The organism is Streptomyces sp. NPDC006207 (assembly GCF_040613835.1).
GTDB lineage: Bacteria > Actinomycetota > Actinomycetes > Streptomycetales > Streptomycetaceae > Actinacidiphila.
The window spans coordinates 60,385-76,607 of the sequence record NZ_JBEXSX010000029.1; the positions used below are offsets into that span (position 1 = coordinate 60,385).

Sequence of the window (16,223 nt, forward strand, 5' to 3'; positions counted from 1 at the left end):
GGCGTTTGGGCCGGATTGTTCGGGGATCCGCGAGCACTGTGCGCCCGGCCGGCCGAAGGGGCGGCCGTGGGTCCGGAAGCACCCCCCGCCGGGAGGCGGTCAGTGGCCGGGGTGTTCGGCCGGCGTGTCGTCGGGGGTGGCGGAGGTCGCCCTGAGGCCGTGCAGGCGGCGCCAGAGCTGGGGGGCGGAGGCGATGAGGAGGGTGAGCGCGACGGCGAGCAGGACGCCCTGCCACGGCTCGGGGAAGAGGGTGCCGCCGAGGATGCCGATGAGCTGGTAGGCCGCCGCCCAGGCCAGGCAGGCGGGGACGTCGCCGCGCGCGAAGCGGCGGACGGGCATCTCGGCGAGCAGGCAGGCGACCATCACCGGGATGCGCCCGGCGGGTATCAGGCGGGACAGGACGAGGACGGCGACGCCGTGGTCGTCGAGCCGGCGTTGCGCGTCGGCCAGGCGTGCGGGATCGGCGCGTTGCTGGAGCTGCCGCAGCCAGCGCGAGCCGTTGCGGGAGCGTACGCCGCGGTGGCCGAGCAGGTAGAGGCCCATATCGCCGAGGAAGGCGGCGCCCGCGGCGACGACGAAGACCAGCGCGAGGGAGAAGGGGGCGGTCTGGTGGAAGGCGACGACGGCGGCGCTGCTGACGAGCGCGCCGGTGGGCACGACCGGCACGAGCGAGCCGAGCACGACCAGCAGGAAGAGCGAGGGGTAGCCGACCACCTGGCCGGTGGACTGGGAGGAGGTCTGCTCCGCGAGCAGGGTGAGTCCGCTCACCTGGCGGCCTCCAGCAGCATGCTCTCGCCGTGCTCCAGCCGGTGCACCGCCACCGCCGGTGCCAGCTGCCCGGCGAGCCGGACGAACTCCTCGCCGGGGGCGTGGAATTCGTGCGGCCGGACGGCGTCCATGCCGATCGGCCAGTACGTCCCGTAGTGGATGGGGACGGCGGCGCGCGGGGCGAGCCGCGCCAGGGCCCGGGCGGCGCGCCCGGCGTCGAGGTGGCCGGTGCCGAGGAACGGTCCCCAGCCGCCGACGGGCAGCAGGGCGGCGTCGCAGGGGCCGACCTCGTCCGCCATCCCGTCGAACAGCCCGGTGTCCCCGGCGAAGTAGGTCCGTTCCTCGCCCACCAGCACGTAGCCCAGCGCGGGGGAGCGGCGCGGCCCGTACGGCAGGCGCCGTCCGTCGTGCGCGGCGCTCACCACGCGTACCGTCAGCGCGTCCACCTTCACCTCGTCACCGGGGGCGACCTCGGTCAGCTCCAGCCGCCGGTCCGCCGCGAGCCGCCGCAGCCGGGGCACCGCGGCGGGGGCCCCGCGCGGCACCAGTACCCGGGTACCCCGGGAGAGCCGGGCCAGCGAGCCGGTGTGCAGGTGGTCGGCGTGCAGGTGGGAGATGACGGCGACGTCCGCCAGGGCCGCGCCCGGCGGCGGGACCGCGCCGCGCCGCCTGCGCAGGTGGGCCAGGCGCGGGGCGAAGAGCGGATCGGTGAGCACGCGCACCCCCGAGTCCCGCACGGTCACCGTCGCGTGTCCCCACCAGGTGATCTCGACCGCCACTCGTGCCTCCTCGTCTCGCCCCGAGCCTATGCTCCGGCGCGCCCGCCGTGTGCCCCCGGTGCGCCGCGGGGCCCAGGGGGGACTGTGACAGTCTGGGGGTATTCGTGTTCGGGGACGCGCGGGGACGTGCGCAGACGTGAGGAGACGTGGAGAGGGTGGGCGTGCTGCGTCGGTGGCGGGCCGCCGGGGGCGCGATCGTCCGCGTGCTGGTCGTGTGGGTGGTGGTGACGGCGACGATGGCCGTGCTCGCCGGGATCCTGCCCGACTTCCGCATCCAGTCGCCCGGCGGCGACAGCCCCACCCGCATCGCGGTGACGGCGGCGGCCGCCGCCGGTGCCTTCGGTCTGCTGAGCGCGCTGGTCTGGCCGGTGCTGGTACGGGCCGTGCTGCTGGTGCCCGCGCTGGTGCTGGGCCTGCTGGTGTTCTTCCTCAACGGCTCGCTGCTGCTGCTCGCCTTCCGCTTCACCCCCGACTGGCAGGGTGACATCGCGCCGGCCACGGCCGTGGTGATCGCCGCCGTGATGTCGGCGGCGTCGTCCGCGACGAGCACGACGCTCGCCATGCGCGACGACGCGGCGTACGGCCGGCGCCTGGCGCGCCTGGCCGGCCGGCGTCGCGGGGGCGCGGGCCACGACCCCGCCGGCGCGGACGGCCCGCGGGAGCCGGGCTTCGTCTTCGTCCAGCTGGACGGCGTCGGGCACGACGTGCTGCGCGAGGCCGTGCGCCCGGTGACGCGCAAGGGGAGGCTGCGCCCCCCGGCGATGGAGACCGTCGCCGACTGGCTCGACGGCAGCCACCGCCTGGTGCCGTGGACCACCGACTGGAGCAGCCAGACCGGCGCCAGTCAGCTGGCCATCCTGCACGGCAGCAACGAGGACGTGCCCGCCTTCCGCTGGTACGAGAAGGAGACCGGGCAGGTCATGGTCTGCAACCGGCCCTCGTGCGCGGCCGAGCTGGAGCGCCGCGCGGTCGCCCGCACCGGGCGGGCGGGGCTGCTGGCGCCGGACGGCGCAAGCCGGGGCAACCTGTTCAGCGGCGGCGCCGAGCAGCTGGCGCTCGTGATGTCGGTGTCGACCCGTCGCCGGCGCTTCTCCGCCGACCGGCTCGCGATGGCACGGCTGCGGTCCCGGGCGGTCGGCGCCCCGGAGGGCGGCGATCCCGCGGCCGTCCTCGCCCGGGTCGGCGCCACCCGCTCCCGGACCGGCTACTTCGCGTACTTCTCCGACCCGGCCAACGCGGTGCGCACCGCCGCGTCCTTCGTCGCGGAGGTCGTGCGCGAGATCACGGAGTCCACCTCGGCGCGGCTGCGTCACGAGCGTCCCCGGGTGCGGCGCGGCGGCCTCTACCCCTTCCTGCGGGCCTTCGCCACCGTCGTCGAGCGCGACGTGGCGGTGGCGGCCGTCGTCGGCGACATGCTCGCCGGGCGGGGTGCCGTCTACGCCGACCTCGTCGCGTACGACGAGGTCGCGCACCACTCGGGGCCGCGCAGCCGGGACGCGATGCGGGTGCTGCGGCGTCTGGACCGCGCCATCCGCCTGATCGCCGACGCCTCCCGGTACGCGCCGCGCCCCTACCGGATCGTGCTGCTGTCCGATCACGGCCAGAGCGAGGGCGAGACCTTCGAGTCCGCGTACGGGCTGACCCTGCGGGACCTGGTCCGGGCGGGGTGCGGGCTGCCGGTGCGCCGCCGCGTGCGGGGCACGGCCAGCGGCGCCGAGGCGCGCGCGGCGGCCCGTGCGGCACTGCACCGCCCGGAGCACGGGGGCCGCGCGGGCGAGGAGCAGGAGACGGCGGGGCCGTCCTCGGACCCGGTGGTGCTGGCCTCGGGGAACCTGGCGCTGATCTCCTTCCCCGACCTCCCGGGGCGGGCGGACCGGCAGGGCGTCGAGGCCCGCCACCCGGCCCTGCTGCGGACGCTGGCCGAGCACCCGGGGGTCGGCTTCGTGCTGGTCCTGGACCGGGAGCGCGGGCCGCTGGTGCTGGGCGGGGACGGCGGCGAGCACGAGCTGGAGACGGGCCGGGTCACCGGCCGCGACCCGCTGGCGCCGTTCGGGCCGGGCGCGGCGGCCGCGGTGCTGCGCACCGCCCGCTTCCCGCACGCCGCCGACCTCATGGTCAACTCGGCGTACGACCCGGTCACCCGGACCGTGCACGCCTTCGAGGAGCAGGTGGGCTCGCACGGCGGCCTGGGCGGCGACCAGAGCCGGGCCTTCCTGCTGCACCCGTTCGACCTGGACGGTCCCGATCCGCTGGAACGCCTGGTGGGCGCCGGGGCCGTGCACGAGCTGCTGGGCGGCTGGCTCGGCCGCAAGCCCCTGGCGCAGGCGCCCCCGGTCGAGGACGGCAAGGACGAGCAACCGGTCGTCGGCTGACGCGCCGCGCACGGGACTGGTGTCCGGCGCGGGTCTCCTTCGGGTGGACCGCACGGCCGCCGGGGGCGCACCGGCGCAGGCCCGCCACGTACGGGTGATTGACCTACGGGCGCCGCTGCTGGACGCTTGCCCGCGATCGATCGGACGGTGTGCGCGGGCGGGGTCCGCGGGTGGGGGAGGCTGCGATGCCGTACTACGAGGACCTGAGCCCGTACGCCTACTTCACAGAAACGATTCCGCCGGACGTCTCCGCCCGCGCCGTCGGCTGGCTGGACCCCGCCCGTCCCTACCCGCAGGCGGAGCCCTCCGAGGAGTTCGCCGACCGCCTCTTCGCCCTGTGCCGCGACCACCTGTGCGCCATCACCCACGGCTGGTACGGCTGCACCCTGTGCCGCCGCAGGCTGGTCGGGGGCGGTCGCTTCAAGCCGGTGAGCGTGTCCCGCGGCGGCGAGCGGATCCTCGTGGGCCACGGCGAGGTACGGGTGGAGGTCGGCGCCGGCACCTGGCTGATCGCGCCCGACCTGGTCGTCCACTACGTCCTGGCCCACCGCTACGCCCCGCCCGAGCCCTTCGTCGAGGCCGTCCTGGCCGGCCGCGTCGTCGTCGGCTGCCGGTAGGCCCCACCGGCTCAGGGACTGATCGCGAGCACCATGTACGCCGCCAGCAGGGCCAGGTGCACCGCGCCCTGCAGCGGCGTGGCGCGTCCCGGTATCACCGTCAGGGTGCCCACGGCGACGGTGATCGCCAGCAGCACCATGTGCGTGGCGCCGAGCCCCAGCAGCAGCGGGCCGGACATCCACACCGAGGCCACCGCGACCGCCGGGATGGTCAGCCCGATGCTCGCCATCGCCGAGCCGAGCGCCAGGTTGAGGCTGGTCTGCACACGGTCGCGGGCGGCCGCGCGCACCGCGGCGATGGTCTCGGGCAGCAGCACCAGCAGGGCGATGACGACGCCGACGAAGGAGGACGGCAGGCCGGCGTACTGCACGCCCTGCTCGATCGTCGGCGACTCCACCTTGGCCAGCCCCACGACCGCGACCAGCGCCACCACCAGCAGCGCCAGGCTGAACAACGCGGCGCGGACGGTGGGCGGGACGGAGTCGTCCTCCGAGACGTCGATCACCTCGCCGCCCGGCTTCACCGGCAGGAAGTACGCGCGGTGCCGCACCGTCTGCGTCGCGACGAACAGGCCGTACAGCACCAGCGACGCCAGCGCGGCGAAGGTGAGCTGGGCGGTGGAGAAGCGCGGGCCGGGGGTGCTGGTGGTGAACGTCGGCAGCACGAGGCTGAGGGTGGCGAGCGTCGCCACCGTCGCCAGGGAGGCGCCCGTGCCCTCCGGATTGAAGACCGCCACCCGCCGGCGCAGCGCCCCCACCAGCAGGCAGAGCCCCATGATGCCGTTGCACGTGATCATGACCGCGGCGAAGACGGTGTCACGGGCCAGGCCCGCGCTCTTCGGGCCGCCGTCCGCCGTCAGGGTGAGGATCAGGGCCACCTCGATGACGGTCACCGCCACCGCCAGCACGAGCGCGCCGTAGGGTTCACCCACCCGGTGCGCCACCACCTCCGCGTGGTGGACGGCGGCGAGCACCGCGACGGCCAGGAAGACCGCGACGACCACGACCACGGCCACCGGCAGCGTCCGTCCCCACGTCAGGGCCAGCAGGACCACCGAGAGCACCGGGACGAGGACCGTCCAGTGCAGGGCGGACACGGGGAAGCGAGCGGTCATGCCTCCGAGACTGACAGCTCGTCAGGGTCGGCGCGACGCGGGGCGCCCGGACGTGCCGCCGCTCATCGCCCGGCCGGGGGAAACGCCTGTTCGGCCCAGATGGTCTTGCCGGCGGAGGTCTGCCGGGTACCCCAGGACTGGCTCAACTGCGCCACCAGCAGCAGGCCGCGGCCGCCCTCGTCGTCGGACAGGGCACGCCGCAGGTGCGGGGCGGTGCTGCTGCCGTCGGACACCTCGCAGATCAGGGTGCGGTCGCGGATGAGCCGCAGCTGGATCGGCGGCGCGCCGTACCGGATGGCGTTGGTGACCAGCTCGCTCACCACCAGCTCGGTGACGAACACCGCGTCCTCCAGGCCCCAGGCGACCAGCCGCTCCGCCACCGCCTGCCGGGCGTCCGCGACGTGCGCGGGGTCGCCGGGCAGGTCCCACACCGCGACCTGGCCGTCGTCGAGCGCCCGGGTACGGACGAGCAGCAGCGCGACGTCGTCGACCGGACGGTCCGACGGGAGGGTCTTCAGGACGGTGTCGCAGGCCGCCTCCATCGTCGGGGCCGGGGCGGCCAGCGCGGCGCGCAGCCGCGCCAGGCCGGCGTCCAGGTCGAAGTCCCGGCTCTTGACCAGGCCGTCGGTGTAGAGCGCGAGCATGCTGCCCGCCGGCAGCTCCAGCTCGACCGCCTCGAACGGCAGCCCCCCGACGCCCAGCGGCGGGCCCGCGGACATCGGGACCATCTCGACCCTGCCGTCGGGGAGGCGCACGGCGGGCGGCGGGTGCCCGGCGCTGGCGAGGGAGCAGCGGCGCGCGATCGGGTCGTACACGGCGACCAGGCAGGTCGCGCCCAGCTCGCCGCTGGTCTCGGCGGGCGACACCTCCCGGCCGTGGCCGTCCTCGGGGTCCAGGTGCGAGACGAGGTCGTCGAGGTGGGTCAGCAGCTCGTCCGGCGCCAGGTCCACGTCCGCGAGGGTGCGCACCGCCGTCCGCAGCCGGCCCATCGTCGCCGAGGCGTGGATGCCGTGGCCCACGACGTCGCCCACGACCAGGCCCACCCGCGTGCCGGACAGCGGGATGACGTCGAACCAGTCGCCGCCGACCCCTGCCCGGGCCCCGGCCGGCAGGTAGCGCGAGGCGACCTCCACCGCGGCCTGCTCGCGCAGCCGCAGCGGCAGCAGACTGCGCTGGAGGGTCAGCGCCGTGGAGTGCTCCCGCGTGAAGCGGCGGGCGTTGTCGACGCACACCGCGGCCCGCCCCGCGAGCTCCTCGGTCAGCGTCAGGTCGTCCTCGGTGAACAACTCCGGACGCGCCCAGCGGATGAACACCGCCACCCCGAGGGTGATGCCGCGCGCCCGCAACGGCACCGCCAGCACCGAATGGATGCCGTACTCCTGGACCTTGGCGTCCCGCAGGCTGTTCTGCGCCAGCCACAGCGTGAAGTCCGGGTGCCCCAGCCGGCTGAGCACGGGACGGCCGGTCGCCAGGGCCCGGGACGGCGGGGAGAACTCCGGGTAGACGTCGAGCTCGCCGAGGTCGACGGCCGCGTCCGGGGCGCGGCCCGACGCGGTGCGGTGGGCGACCCGGCGCAGCTCCACGCCGAGGCCGGGCGGTCCCGGCGGGGGCTCCTCGCCGTGCAGCACCGAGTCCAGCAGGTCCACGCTGGCGAAGTCGGCGAAGCGCGGCACGGCCAGCTCCGCCAGCTCGTCGGCGGTGTGCACCACGTCCAGGGTGGTGCCGAGCCGTGCGCCGGCCTCGTTCAGCAGGGCCAGCCGCCGGCGCCCCCGGAACTGCTCGGTGCTGTCGAACGCCGCGCTCGCCACGCCCCGGATCCGGCCCTGCGGGTCCCGCACCGGCCACATCTCGGTGTTCCACGCCCGGTCGCCGACGGTGGCCCCGGCGGCGGCCGGGCTCTCGTAGTGCGCCGGCCGGCCGGTCTCCGCGACCTGCCGCAGGTGGGCGTTGAACCCGCGGCGACCCTCGTCGTCCAGGAGCGCCCCGGAGAACGGCCGGCCGGTCAGGTCCGCCGCCGGGACACCGATCATGTCCGCCGCGGCGTCGTTGACCCGGTGGTAGCGCAGCCCGGTGTCGTACGTGGCCATGGCCACGGACGACTGCTGGAAGGCCCACAGCAGGAGCGCGGTGTCCGGGTCGGCGCAGGAGGCCGTCACGACACAGCCGCCGGGCCGGTCGTCGGCGTCCAGCGCGGGGGAGACCCGTACGTCGAGGTCGAGTTCCCGCCCGTCCCGCCGGTGCGCCCGCACCCGGCCGCGCCACTCCCGGTCGAGCGCGATCGCCTGCGCCTGCGCACCGAACACCTCGGCGACGGGCCGTCCCACCGCCTCCGCCGCCGCGTGTCCGAGCAGCCGTCGTGCCCCCGCGCTCCATCCCGTGACCACCCCCCGCGCGCTGACGGTGACCACGGCCGTGGCGGCCGGGTCCCCGGGGTCACTCGTGTTCATCGTCGGCGATCACACACCCGTCGCAGTCCCTACCTCCCCAGGGTGCGCGCTCCGCAGGACACCATCAAATCGGCCGGGGCCGCCCCCGCGGCCGCTGTGATGGTGTCCTGCGGCCACTGTCGGTGGCGGCGGCGATACTGCCGCCATGCGCGCGAGCCGGCTGGTCTCCCTCCTCCTGCTCCTCCAGTCGCGGGGGCGGATGACCGCCGCGGAGCTGGCGGAGGAGCTGGAGGTGTCCGTACGGACGATCTACCGCGACGTGCAGTCGCTGCACGAGGCGGGCATCCCGCTGTACGGCGACGCCGGGCACGAGGGCGGCTACCGGCTGCTCGACGGCTACCGCACCCGGCTGACGGGCCTGACCGCCGACGAGACGCAGGCGTGGTTCCTGGCCGCCCTGCCCGATCCGGCCGCGCAGCTGGGGCTCGGGGAGGCCGCGGCGGCGGCCCGGCTGAAGTTCAGCGCCGCGCTGCCGCCGGCGCTGCGGGAACGGGCGGAGCGGGTGCGGGGGCGGTTCCTGCTGGACGCGCCCGGCTGGTACAGCTCCGAGGAGCAGGTGCCGCACCTGCCCGTGGTGGCCGACGCCGTGTGGAACCGGCAGGCCGTACGGGTGCGGTACCGCCGCTGGCGCGAGCCCGCCGAGACCGACCGCAGGCTCGAACCGTACGGTCTGGTGCTCAAGGCGGGCCGCTGGTACGTGGTCGCCCACGACGGGAGCGACCCGCGCACCTACCGGGTCGACCAGATGCTCGAGGTGCGCGCCCTCGACGAGACGTTCGCGACCCCGCCCGGCTTCGACCTCGCCGCGTACTGGCGGGAGTACCTCGCCGGGTTCCACGCACGGCTCCACCGGGACACGGCCCTGATCCGGGTGTCACCGCGCGGTGCCGAGCGGCTGCCCGCGCTGCTGTCACGCCCCGTGGCCCGGGCGGTGGCCGAGGACGGCGAGCGGGAGCCGGACGGCTGGGTCCGCGCCCGCGTGCCCATCGAGTCGGTCGCGCACGCGCACGGCGAGTTCCTCAGGCTCGGCGCGGACCTCGAAGTCCTGGCGCCGGCTCCGCTGCGGGAGCTGCTGGCGGAGTCGGCGCGGGCGCTGGCCGTCCTCTACGGGCCGCCGCGCTCCACACCGCCGCCCCTGCGGCCGCCACCGCGCTGAGACCGGCGACCGCCGCGAAGCCGGTCAGGAGTCCGGCGCGGGCGGTGACCGCCGAGGTCCCGAGCATCACGGCCACGGTCGCGGCGAGCCCGTACGCGTTCGCCGCCCCGAAGGCCCGCCCCACGCGGCCCTCGTCGACCGCGGCCATCAACAGCGTCCGCGAGGCGATGCGCGCCTGCCCGAAGACGAAGGCCCCGGCCGGCACGAGCAGCAGCAGCCCCGTCACGCCGAACCGGGGCTGCAGCGCGAACAGCACGGCGCAGAGCGCGAAACCGGTGAGCGCGAGCCGCAGGTCCCCCAGCCGGGCCCCCGTCCGCCGGTACGCGGCCGCCGCGAGCAGGAAGCCCGCACCGCCGAGCGCGTCCACCGCACCGACGACGGCGGCGCCCCGGTGCAGCTGGGCGATGACCAGCACCGGCATCAGGGCGTTGAAGACGGTCACCACCACGCTGCCCTGGGCGTACAGCAGGACCAGCGGGCCGAGCGGCGCCCGCGACGGGACCGGCCGCACCGCGGCCGAGGCGGCGGTGCCCGAAGTGACGGGCTTCCCCACCCCGCGGCCGGTCGCCAGGACGAGGACCGCGGAGGCCACGAAGGTCGCCGCGTTGAACACGAACAGCGGGGCAGGGCCGGCGAACTGCAGCGCGAGGCCGCCCACCGCCGCCGACAGCAGCATCCCGCTCTGCAACGCCATCTCGTAGTGGGCGTTGAACCGCCGCAGCCGCCCCGCGGGCACCCGCTCCTTGATCAACGCCGCGCTCACCGGCACGAAGAGCGCGGCCGTCACGGCCAGCGCGAAGTTGCTGCCGTAGACGACCGCCCCCCGCGGCCAGCCCAGGACCGTACCCAGCGCAGGCACCAGGGCCACGGCGGCGCTGAGCAGGTCGCAGCCCGCCCACAGCGCCCGCCGGTCGAAACGGTCGGCGACCCGGCCGAACAACGGCGACAGCACGGCCTGGGGGACGGCGACGGCGATGAAGAGCCAGCCCACGTCGAGCAGCGAGCCCTGGGCGCGCACCATCAGCAGGGCCGCGGCGATGAGCTGGATGTTGTTGCCCAGGGAGGTGATGAACACGGCGGGCAGGAGGAGACGTTGCGTTCGTCCGGTGGTGGTCACGGGGAACGATGGTCCGGCTTTCCGCTGACGTCTGCTGTCAGGGGGTGCGGCGGGGCGGCCCGGGTTAATCAGTGGACGGGCCGCCGTCGTTCCCGACAGCATTCCGCCGATGACACGAACAGACACGCCCACCGCATGGGACGAGCGCTCCGCGCTGACGACCCTCCTCGACTACGCCCGCGACACCGCCCGCGCCAAGTGCGAGGGCGTCACGCCCGAGCACGCCCGCAGCGCCCCGCTCCCGGGTTCGCCGCTGATGACGCTCAGCGGACTGGTCAACCATCTCCGCTGGGTCGAGTACTACTGGTTCGAGGTGGTGTTCCTCGGCGGCGAGGACGAGGGCCCCTGGACGGAGGAGGACCCCGACCGCGAGATGCGGATCGCCGTGGACCTCCCCCTCGCCGACGTGCTGGCGGACTACGAGGCGCACACCGCCCGCTATCGCGAGCTCGTCGCCGGGCTCGACCTGGACGCCGTCGCCAAGCGCCCCATCCGCGACGGCCGCCACCCCAACCTGCGCTGGATCTTGCTGCACCTCGTCGAGGAGACCTCCCGCCACAACGGCCACCTCGACCTCCTGCGCGAACTGGTCGACGGCACGACCGGCGTGTAGGTGTCGTCGGCCCGGATGCGGGTCAGGTGCCGGCGCCTACGGTCGCCGCGCCGCGGGGAGCCCGGCCAGTCGCGCGGCCGCCGCGTCCCAGGCCCGGCCGTCCGCGGCCGGCTCGTACGTCCGCAGCGGCTGGGTGGCCGCGACCAGCGCCCGCATCGCCGCCAGGCCGTCGGGACCGTCGCCGAACGCGCCGGCGGCGCGGGCCTGGACGAGGATGTTGCCCAGGGCCGTGGCCTCGGTGGGGCCGGCGACGACCGGGAGCCCGGTGGCGTCGGCGGTGAAGCGGCACAGCAGTTCGTTGCGGGAGCCGCCGCCGACCAGGTGGACGCGGTGGATCTCCCGGCCGGCGAGTTCGGCCGCCTCGCGCAGGGTGCGGCGGTGGGCGAGGGCGAGGCTCTCCAGGATGCAGCGGACGACCGCGCCGTGCGACGCCGGGGGCTTCTGGCCGGTCCCGGCGCAGAAGGCGCGGATCCGGGCGGGCATGTCACCGGGCGTCAGGAAGAGCGGGTCGTCCGGGTCGATGAGGGCGGCGAAGGGCTCCGCGGCGGCCGCCGCGGCGAGCAGTTCCTGCAGGGGCAGGCCCTCCTGCTGCTGCTCCCAGGTGCGGCGGCACTCCTCCAGCAGCCACATGCCCATGATGTTGCGCAGGTAGCGGATGGTGCCGTCGACGCCGCGCTCGTTGGTGAAGTTGGCGAGGCGCGAGGCCTCCGTGAGCACCGGGGCGTCCAGCTCCAGGCCCGCCAGCGACCAGGTGCCGCACGAGATGTACGCGAAGTGCGGCCCGGTGGCCGGGACCGCGGCCACCGCGGAGGCGGTGTCGTGCGAGGCCACGGTGACGACGGCGGTGTCCGCCGGCAGCCCCGTGTACGCGGCCACGTGGGGCAGGAGCGTGCCGGCGTGGGTGCCCGGGCGGCGCAGCGGCGGCAACAGGCGCGGCCCGATGCCCAGCCGGCCGGGGAGTTCCTCCGCCCAGGTCGCGGTGCGCGCGTCGAAGAGGCCGGTGGTGGAGGCGTTGGTCTCCTCGGCGCCGATGCCGCCGGTGAGCCAGTGGGTGAGCAGGTCGGGGATCATCAGCAGCGTCCTGGCGGCCGCGAACTGGGCGCCGTCACGGGCCGCCGCCAGCTGGAAGACCGTGTTGAAGGGCAGGTGCTGCAGCCCGGTGACCGCGTACAGCTCCTGCGCGCCGATGTCGTCCCTGACCCGCTCGGCGACGTGCTCCGTGCGGCTGTCGCGGTAGTGGTGAGGGATCCCCAGCAGGGCGCCGTCCGCGTCGAGCAGTCCGTAGTCCACCGCCCAGCTGTCGATGCCGACCGACGTGACGCCGTCCCCGGCCCGGGCCGCCAGGCGCAGGCCGTCCAGGCTCTCCCGGAACAGGGCGAGGACGTCCCAGTGGAGTCCGGTGGGCAGCCGTACGGGGGTGTTGGCGAAGCGGTGCACCTCGTCGAGGACGAGGTGGTCCGGGCCCACCCGGCCGAGGATGACGCGGCCGCTGGTGGCGCCGAGGTCGATGGCGGCGAATGGCACGTGGGCCCCTCGTGTTCTGGTCGTTCGGGTCGGAGCGACGGGTGCGGTCGGCGCGGCGCGGCGCGCCGCGGGGGTCGGTGGGTCGTACGGGTGCGGGGGAGCCGGTCGGCCGGCTCCCCCGCGCGGTGCGGTCGGCGTCAGCGCAGGAACGCCGCGGCCACGCCGGCGTCGACCGGGACGTGCAGACCCGTGGTGTGCGTCAGTTCCCCGCCGGTCAGGGCGAAGACCGCGTTGGCGACGTGCTCGGGGAGCACCTCGCGCTTGAGGATGGTGCGCTGGGCGTAGAACTCGCCCAGCTTCTCCTCCGGCACCCCGTACGTCGCGGCGCGCTGGGCGCCCCAGCCGGAGGAGAAGATGCCCGAGCCGCGGACGACCCCGTCGGGGTTGACGCCGTTGACGCGGATGCCGTGCTCGCCGAGCTCGGCCGCCAGCAGCCGGACCTGGTGCGCCTGGTCCGCCTTGGTGGCGGAGTAGGCGATGTTGTTGGGCCCGGCGAAGACCGCGTTCTTGGAGGCGATGTAGACGATGTCGCCGCCGAGCTTCTGCGCGATGAGCACCCGGGCCGCCTCGCGGGAGACGAGGAAGGAGCCGCGCGCCATGATGTCGTGCTGGAGGTCCCAGTCGCGGGCGGTGGTCTCCAGCAGCGGCTTGGACACGGAGATGCCCGCGTTGTTGACCACCAGGTCCACCCCGCCGAAGGCCAGCAGGGCCTCGTCGAAGCCGGCCCGGATGGCGTCCTCACTGGTCACGTCCACGGTGATCGCGACCGCCCGGTCGGGACCGCCGAGTTCCTCCGCGACGGCCCGCGCGCCGTCGGTGTTGACGTCGGCGACGACCACGCAGGCGCCCTCCGCCGCCAGGCGGTGCGCGATGGCCCTGCCGATGCCCGAACCGGCCCCGGTGACCAGGGCGATGCGGGTGGCCAGCGGCTTGGGCTTCGGCATCCGCTGGAGCTTGGCCTCCTCCAGCGCCCAGTACTCGATGCGGAACTTCTCCGCCTCGTCGATGGGGGCGTAGGTGGAGACCGCCTCGGCGCCGCGCATCACGTTGATCGCGTTGACGTAGAACTCGCCCGCGACGCGGGCGGTCTGCTTGTCCTTGCCGTAGCTGAACATGCCGACGCCCGGCACGAGGACGATCGCCGGGTCGGCGCCGCGGATGGCGGGGGAGTCCGCGGTGGCGTGCCGGTCGTAGTACGCCTGGTAGGCGGCGCGGTAGGCGGCGTGCAGCTCCTCCAGGCGGGCCACGGCGTCCTCGAGCGGCGCCGTGGGGGGCAGGTCGAGGACGAGCGGGCGGACCTTGGTGCGCAGGAAGTGGTCGGGGCAGGAGGTGCCGAGCGCGGCCAGCCGGGGGTGCTCCGCGTGCGCGAGGAAGTCCAGGACGGGCGCGGAGTCGGTGAAGTGGCCGACCTGCGGGCGGTCCTGGGAGGCGATCGCCCGCAGGACCGGGGCGAGCGCGGCGGCCCGGGCCCGGCGCCCGGCCTCCGGCAGCGGCTCCCAGCCCGGCAGCGGGGCGCCGAACGGGTCCTGCTTGCCGTGGCGTTCCAGGAACTCCTCGGCGGTGCGGATGATCCACAGGGCGTTGCGCTCGCACTCCTCGGAGGTCTCGCCCCAGGCGGTGATGCCGTGACCGCCGAGGATCACACCGACGGCCTGCGGGTTGGCCTCCTTGATGGCGGCGATGTCCAGGCCCAGCTGGAAGCCGGGGCGGCGCCACGGCACCCAGGCGACCTTGTCGCCGAAGCACTCCTGGGTGAGCTTCTCGCCGTCGGCGGCGCAGGCCAGCGCGATGCCCGAGTCGGGGTGCAGGTGGTCGACGTGCGCGGCGTCGACGAGGCCGTGCATGGCCGTGTCGATGGAGGGAGCGGCGCCGCCCTTGCCGTGCAGGCAGTAGTCGAACGCCGCGACCATCTCGTCCTCGCGCTCGGGGCCGGGGTAGACGGCGGTCAGGGCGCGCAGCCGGTCCAGGCGCAGGACGGCGAGGCCGGCCTCGGTGAGCGTGCCCAGGTCGCCGCCCGAGCCCTTGACCCACATCAGGTCCACGGCTCCGCCGGTGACGGGGTCGGTGGCGGTGGCCTTGGCGGAGGCGTTGCCGCCGGCGTAGTTGGTGTTGCGCGGGTCGGCGCCCAGGCGGTGGGCGCGCTCCAGCAGCGCGGCGACTTCCGGATGGGTGGCGGGTGACATGGGGGTGTCCTTCGGGAGGGGAGGAACGAGGAGGGGCGGGGAGGACGGGCGTCAGGCGGGCAGGGCCTACGCGCCCCAGCCGGCCTGGGTGCCGCCGACGCGGTCGGCCACGATGTGCTCCTGCCAGCCGGAGGCGTGGTACGCGGCGACGGGGTCGGGGGCCAGGCCGCGCTCCTCGCGCACCTCGCGCAGCAGAGGGCGCACGTCGGTGTTGTACGCGTCCATGAGCACGGCGTTGGCGGCGAGCACGTCACCGGAGCGCTGTGCCTCGCCCAGGGCGTCGAGGTCCACCAGGAGGGCCTTGGCGGTGGCCTCCTGGACGTTCATCACCGAGCGGATGACCGCGGGGATCTTGGCCTCGATGTTGTGGCACTGGTCGAGCATGAAGGCCACGCCGGTCGCCGCATCGAGGCCGCCGTTCTTGGCGACCTCGTGCAGGATCCGGAAGAGCTGGAAGGGGTCGGCGGCGCCGACCATCAGGTCGTCGTCGGCGTAGAAGCGGGAGTTGAAGTCGAATCCGCCGAGCTTCCCCTGGCTGAGCAGGAAGGCGACGATGAACTCGATGTTGGTGCCCGGCGCGTGGTGGCCGGTGTCGACGACGACCTGCGCCTTGGGGCCGAGCTTGAGGCAGTGCGCGTAGGCGGTGCCCCAGTCCGGGACGTCGGTGGTGTAGAACGCCGGCTCGAAGAGCTTGTACTCCAGCAGCATCCGCTGGTCGTCGCCGAGCCGCTCGTAGACCTCGGTGAGGGCCTCGGCGAGACGCTCCTGGCGGCCCACGATGTCGTCCTGGCCGGGGTAGTTGGTGCCGTCGGAGAACCAGAGCTTGAGATCGGCGGAGCCGGTGGCGTCCATGATGTCGACGCACTCCAGCAGGTGGTCCGTGGCCTTGCGGCGGACCCGGGGGTCGGGGTGGCACACGCTGCCGAGCTTATAGTCGTCGTCCTGGAAGACGTTGGAGTTGATCGCGCCCAACTCCAGCCCGCGCTCCTTGGCGTGGGCGCCGAGCGCGGTGTAGTCGTCCACCCGGTCCCAGGGGATGTGCAGGGCCACCTTGGGGGCGACGCCGGTGAACTCGTGCACCTTCGCAGCGTCGTCGAGCTTCTCGTACGGGTCACGGGGCACCCCGGCCTGGGCGAAGACCTTGAAACGGGTGCCGGAATTGCCGTAACCCCAGGACGGCGTCTCGATCCGCTGGGCTGTGAGTGCGGCCTTGACGGCTGCGATGTCAGGCATGTCCACCTCGGATGGCTCGGTGAATCGGCTCAGTGAACCGGCTTCAGTGAATCGATTCATTCGCCTGTGAAGCTATCCACGTCCACCGGTGGCCGTCAAGAGGTCCACCGGTCTCGATCCCCGTTATTGAATCGTGTCATCCGTGCTGCAAAAGCGCGTTGTTGCTGTTCGTGCGGCATTGTCAGGCCTGTTACCTGCGGGTTTCACGAGGGTGCAGGTCAGGCGGGGGAGGCGGCGGCTCTTGACGCCTTCGCGGGGCGGGGCTAGCTTCCCGGCAACTCCGTTGAAACATTTCATAG

General features: G+C 74.7%; 11 protein-coding genes and 1 pseudogene. 4 read left to right on the plus strand and 8 right to left on the minus strand.

The features are described from left to right. Positions 1–99 precede the first annotated feature (99 nt). Positions 100–768 (minus strand): DedA family protein, encoded by a 669-nt coding sequence (locus ABZ312_RS23385; RefSeq protein ID WP_500321547.1) that lies wholly within the window; start codon positions 766–768, stop codon positions 100–102. After that, a complete protein-coding gene (locus tag ABZ312_RS23390) occupies positions 765–1,547 on the minus strand; it encodes an MBL fold metallo-hydrolase (RefSeq protein WP_500359758.1) in 783 nt (260 codons plus the stop codon). The genes ABZ312_RS23385 and ABZ312_RS23390 overlap by 4 nt, the downstream gene beginning before the upstream one ends. Positions 1,548–1,702: 155 nt before the next feature. Here ABZ312_RS23390 and ABZ312_RS23395 point away from each other — a divergent pair, with 155 nt between their 5' ends. Both ABZ312_RS23395 and ABZ312_RS23400 read left to right on the plus strand, forming a co-directional pair. Then, positions 1,703–3,919 carry a phage holin family protein gene (locus tag ABZ312_RS23395; RefSeq protein WP_500321984.1) on the plus strand — a complete coding sequence of 739 codons (2,217 nt, stop codon included), beginning with the start codon at positions 1,703–1,705 and terminating at the stop codon, positions 3,917–3,919. A gap of 185 nt (positions 3,920–4,104) precedes the next feature. Continuing rightward, entirely contained in the window at positions 4,105–4,536 is a 432-nt protein-coding gene (locus ABZ312_RS23400; protein ID WP_500438671.1) for a DUF7919 family protein, read from the plus strand. Positions 4,537–4,547: 11 nt separating this feature from the next. Here ABZ312_RS23400 and ABZ312_RS23405 read toward each other — a convergent pair whose 3' ends face one another. Continuing rightward, positions 4,548–5,651: a calcium:cation antiporter gene (locus ABZ312_RS23405; RefSeq protein ID WP_500321544.1), complete on the minus strand. Its 1,104-nt coding sequence runs from the start codon at positions 5,649–5,651 to the stop codon at positions 4,548–4,550. Positions 5,652–5,713: 62 nt separating this feature from the next. After that, entirely contained in the window at positions 5,714–8,098 is a 2,385-nt protein-coding gene (locus ABZ312_RS23410) for a SpoIIE family protein phosphatase (protein WP_500438672.1), read from the minus strand. A gap of 145 nt (positions 8,099–8,243) precedes the next feature. Here ABZ312_RS23410 and ABZ312_RS23415 point away from each other — a divergent pair, with 145 nt between their 5' ends. Beyond that, positions 8,244–9,254 carry a helix-turn-helix transcriptional regulator gene (locus tag ABZ312_RS23415; protein ID WP_500321542.1) on the plus strand — a complete coding sequence of 337 codons (1,011 nt, stop codon included), beginning with the start codon at positions 8,244–8,246 and terminating at the stop codon, positions 9,252–9,254. Positions 9,255–9,423: 169 nt separating this feature from the next. Here the strand turns inward: ABZ312_RS23415 and ABZ312_RS23420 are convergent. Continuing rightward, positions 9,424–10,473: pseudogene (locus ABZ312_RS23420) on the minus strand (MFS transporter); the annotation flags it as partial. 7 nt (positions 10,474–10,480) lie between these two features. On the opposite strand from ABZ312_RS23420, the gene ABZ312_RS23425 reads away from it, so the two are divergent. After that, positions 10,481–10,984 (plus strand): DinB family protein, encoded by a 504-nt coding sequence (locus tag ABZ312_RS23425; RefSeq protein WP_500321541.1) that lies wholly within the window; start codon positions 10,481–10,483, stop codon positions 10,982–10,984. Positions 10,985–11,020: 36 nt separating this feature from the next. Here the strand turns inward: ABZ312_RS23425 and ABZ312_RS23430 are convergent, their stop codons facing one another. The 3 genes from ABZ312_RS23430 to rhaI all read right to left on the minus strand — a co-directional run bounded on the left by ABZ312_RS23430 (position 11,021) and on the right by rhaI (position 15,924). Next, positions 11,021–12,508 carry a rhamnulokinase gene (locus ABZ312_RS23430; protein WP_500321540.1) on the minus strand — a complete coding sequence of 496 codons (1,488 nt, stop codon included), beginning with the start codon at positions 12,506–12,508 and terminating at the stop codon, positions 11,021–11,023. 137 nt (positions 12,509–12,645) lie between these two features. Then, complete coding sequence (locus tag ABZ312_RS23435; protein ID WP_500438673.1) at positions 12,646–14,691, minus strand: bifunctional aldolase/short-chain dehydrogenase; 2,046 nt, start codon at positions 14,689–14,691, stop codon at positions 12,646–12,648. Positions 14,692–14,757: 66 nt separating this feature from the next. Continuing rightward, on the minus strand, positions 14,758–15,924 hold the full coding sequence (gene rhaI / locus ABZ312_RS23440; protein ID WP_500321538.1) for an L-rhamnose isomerase: 1,167 nt from the start codon (positions 15,922–15,924) through the stop codon (positions 14,758–14,760). Between the last annotated feature and the right edge of the window lie 299 nt (positions 15,925–16,223).